Source organism: Mesotoga infera, from assembly GCA_011045915.1.
In the GTDB taxonomy this organism is placed as follows: Bacteria; Thermotogota; Thermotogae; order Petrotogales; family Kosmotogaceae; genus Mesotoga; species Mesotoga infera_D.
Genome location: DSBT01000362.1, coordinates 1 through 4,017 on the forward strand (window position 1 = coordinate 1; position 4,017 = coordinate 4,017).

A 4,017-nucleotide genomic window follows, 5' to 3' on the forward strand; every position below is an offset into this window, starting at 1 on the left:
ATGACGACTTCGAGGGGCCCTCCCTCATCTTCGATTAAGCATGGCTAGAAGTCTCCTTCTTCGCCTTCTTGGCACACTGCAGCCTGGAGGACCTCTCTTCGGACACAGTCCAGACTATGGTTACTTCCAGTTTGGCGCAATATGGTACGGAGACGAACTGTGGGGTAACAGGTATGATTACATTTACGACTTCAACGGAGACGGTGCTGTCAACGATTATGACTGGCTCTGGGTACAGGACAACATTAAGGGTATGGAAAGGGCATACTTCCTCCCCTGGACGCCTGCAGAGCACCCCGAATACGGCACTGTTGAGTGCGGTGGAACGAACCCGAAGTTCTGGTCGCAGAACCCACCGGCGGGCCTGTACCTGAAGCTTGCGGTGGAGGCTCAGAACAGATTCAACTTAATGCTTGCCAAGCAGCTTCCAAAACTCGAATTCACGGAAGTCAACGTCAAGGCCAACGCAGATGGTTCGAGGACGATAACCGCAACGGTTACCAACAACGGATTCCTCCCCGACGCGTTGAAGCAGGCATGGCTTGTCAAGATGGTGAGACAGTCGACCGCCAGAATAACACTGGATGGTCTCAAACTGGCTTCCGGAGAGAGTGGAACCAAGACCATCGGCTTCTTTGCCGGTGCGCTTCCGGAGAATCCTCTCGACAGACCATTCACCGACATCGATTCGCCGACCTGGGAAAGATCCAAGACAGTATCGTGGACGGTAACTGGCACAGGAACGGCAACGATAGAGTTCTTATCCACCAGAGGTGGAGTCATCTCTACAACTGTCGATCTTAAGTAAGCTGTACCGTAAGTAATGAGTTTTTTCTGAATGAACGCAGGGTGTCCTTCGAAATCCGGAGGGCACCTTTTTTCCCTTTCGATGCGTGAGGTTCGACAATAATAGACAAGGGTCGTGCTCTGGCTTATTTTGAAGCAAGTTTCTCTGTCTAATACGACTGTAAAGACACGATGTTCTCAGGTGTTGAAATCTTTTTCGATCAGGACCAGATTCTGCGGAGGTGAACCCGTGAAGAAAAGGACCATACTTTCCCTGATAGGGATAGTAGCAGCAGCGATCATCATTGTTGTTGCGATAGCGACTCTCAATAAACCTGTCAGCAATGCTTCGAATCCCGTGGCGCCGGCTCACGGCAATTCGGGAACCGCTCCCAGCACTTTGACGACTTCTGATGCTCCCTCGACATCGGTGCAAGCTTCCGAGGTCCTTTCGGAATCTATTTTTGGAACAATTGAAACCCCTACCACCACAGGCGTTGTAGAAGGGACTGCGTCGATTGCGGAGTTTGTTATTCCTCATATGGAAGTTCCTCTGGTTGGTTCGAGACCGAATCTCGGCGCTAGCGATCAAGCCACAACTGCCATTGGTAACGCTTCCGTCTCCCTAGTCACCGTTGAAGCCAGTCCGTCAGCCGTAGATGATACTCTTATGATCACGGAACTATCTCCATTGATACTGGACGAGTCGACTAGCGTCTCTTCAGCTGTTTCGGCGAGCGGGCCGCTCCCTCCGATCTGGGCGAAAGATAGTGACCCCTTCATCAGATTTCTCTTGACGACTTTGAAGGGCGAAAACGTGGGTATCGATGTCGGAAACTGGATAGAAGTTAATGGAACGTACTTCTGGCTCAAGATTCCTCCCGTCTTTGCAATTGATTCCCACCTGGAAGAGACTGGCGAAGTTATATATCTTAGTATTGGCGGTGAGGATATAGGCCGGGTAAGGGTTGGTGAATTGTACGAGACATCTTTCAGCACCGGGGCGATTTTAGATAGAATAATCGAAGAGAATCTCGAAGTTCTCGCAGTTGAGAGCTACGAGATTATCGACAACCTTGTGGTTCAAGGAAGTTACGATTCTTTCAACGTCTATGCTATCGACTTTTCAGGTGAACTCTGCTGGGTTGTTCTCTACTCAGACTCTTCTGATCCTGAATCGTTCGGACCTGGAAGATTCTACACATTCGCTGGATGGCCCGACGAAAGAAACCTGGCTCAGTGGGCAGAATGGTTTGTTGGACTCTTGATGACGTTGGCTATCTGAGATTATTAACGATGCTGAGGAGTTTATAATCTAAACAGTGGGTTTTCCCATCGTGCTTTAGTCGGAGGTTATGCATGAGAAGAACGATTTTGTTACTAATTGTATTTGTCACGGTAATAACGGTGTTTGCGAGCTCGACCCTTGAGACGGCGTCTGCCAGCGGTATCGAAACGCCAGATCCTCTCCTTCTTTCCTTCAGAGAGGGGTGGAAAGCTCCCCAAGACTCATCCTGGACTGCGATGGAAGTGGGCGAGATCTCTCTGATGCTCCCGGAAGGGTTTCGTACCTTCAAAGAGGATATATACGGTAATTTCGATGCTTTGCTTTTCGATGAAACCTTTAATCTATTTGGTCGTTTTCTGCACTTCACATCCGAGTCTTCGAATCGCGAAGAGCTGCTTGAATCATTGATTTCTTCTTTTTACCTTGAACCGGCAACAAAAGGAGAGTACAGCTTCAAGGAGTTTAGGCAGTTTCAAAACGGTCTGACCGCATATCTCGTATCTTTGAAAATGACGGTCGGCGTTGATTATCCAGTGGTACTGGTTTATTCACCCGGCGAAGATGCTCGGGAAATCGGCCCCGGTCGCGTTGGCGTTTTTCTTTTCGAACCTGCGAACTACGAAGGTGAGGAGCTAGATCGTGCGAAGTCGATAATGGCCGGAATCGTCGGCAGTTATGTTTTCCAGCCAGAAATCAAGCCTGAATTTCCGTTGCAGGAAAAGGGCGATCATTACTCATTCATAGAGCTGGCCTCCAGGCAGCTTGAGGGAGAGGACTTGGGTGTCGCGACGGAAAATTGGACTTTCGCTCAGGGTGATTTCTTTGGAGTCATGGTGCCGCGTCACTTCACAGTGGAGTTCAGTCAAGATGTTTATGAAGCGGCTAACATCTATTTCTACAACTCCCTTGTTGGAAAGATCCTCTTTGGACAGCTTCACGAGGGGGAGCCGGTTCTGGATTCCCTAAATAAAGTCGTGGAGGACTATCTTATGAGTCTGGGCGACTACGGAATACTGGAAAGATTTATAAGGCAGAATAATGAATCTACGATGTATATATACTCTCTGAACTTCCCCGGATTGATCTGCTGGGCAGTTTTTTATACCGAGTCAACAGACGTGGGAACCTTCGGACCCGGGAAGTTCTTCGTATTCCTTAGCATACCTGACAGTGACGAACCGGAGCTGTGGGCAAGATGGTACGCAGGCATATTGAGCGAAATACGTTTCTAGGAGTCTCGAAAACTGGAAATATTGACTCAAAACTACAGAGATGATGATAAACGTAGCTCTTATAAATGCAAATACACCGGAGACTCCCTCTCCGGTGTATTTGTTAAGGCACTCTCCTCAACTTCGAATTACTCTAGCATCTTGCGTGTCTTTTCGATGTCTTCTATAACTTCCTCCGAAGGGTCGATCTCCATGAGAAATTCAAGATATTCCAGCCTCAGGTTCAGTCTCTTATCGACCCACGCTTCCTCATCGTTTATATCGAGGGCAAGCGAGTTGTTTCTTATCAATATGCTCAGGAGATATGCTCCGGCCTCAATTGAAAGTTCTCTTTCCAGGAAAACACCCAGAGACGTCTCTATCTCTTCGATAGTGCCCAGCACATAATCCACAAAGTCAATACCGTAACTGCTCTGCTTCGCGTAAAAATATGCCGAATCGCTGAACGTACGTTCGAGATCCTGAAGAATTCCGTTGTAGTAATCACTGGCCACAACGGGGTCATCGTCGCCTTTCAATTCGTACATCATCTGAAGTATTTTACCCTCTTTCTCACCAGTTTCATAAAGCATGGTTATCGCCATTTCGTAGCGAGGATCGTTCGTCAGACCTAGCATCTGGGAAAGCTCAATGAAGACGGCGTATTCTACCGGAAAAGGGTTTTCGGCCGCTCCATCCGATATGCATCACAAATAATCTACTTGAAAAGGG

Annotated in this window: 4 protein-coding genes; 3 read left to right on the top strand and 1 reads right to left on the bottom strand. The window is 48.3% G+C overall.

Features of this window, described 5'->3' with window-relative positions:
* Nucleotides 1-40 precede the first annotated feature (40 nt).
* From ENN47_11860 to ENN47_11870, 3 genes are all read left to right on the top strand, one after another.
* Entirely contained in the window at nucleotides 41-808 is a 768-nt protein-coding gene (locus ENN47_11860) for a hypothetical protein (GenBank protein HDP78846.1), read from the top strand.
* Between the two features lie 228 nt (nucleotides 809-1,036).
* A complete protein-coding gene (locus ENN47_11865) occupies nucleotides 1,037-2,071 on the top strand; it encodes a hypothetical protein (GenBank protein ID HDP78847.1) in 1,035 nt (344 codons plus the stop codon).
* 74 nt (nucleotides 2,072-2,145) lie between these two features.
* Entirely contained in the window at nucleotides 2,146-3,306 is a 1,161-nt protein-coding gene (locus ENN47_11870; GenBank protein ID HDP78848.1) for a hypothetical protein, read from the top strand.
* A gap of 128 nt (nucleotides 3,307-3,434) precedes the next feature.
* Here ENN47_11870 and ENN47_11875 read toward each other — a convergent pair whose 3' ends face one another.
* On the bottom strand, nucleotides 3,435-3,923 hold the full coding sequence (locus ENN47_11875; protein HDP78849.1) for a hypothetical protein: 489 nt from the start codon (nucleotides 3,921-3,923) through the stop codon (nucleotides 3,435-3,437).
* Nucleotides 3,924-4,017 lie beyond the last annotated feature (94 nt).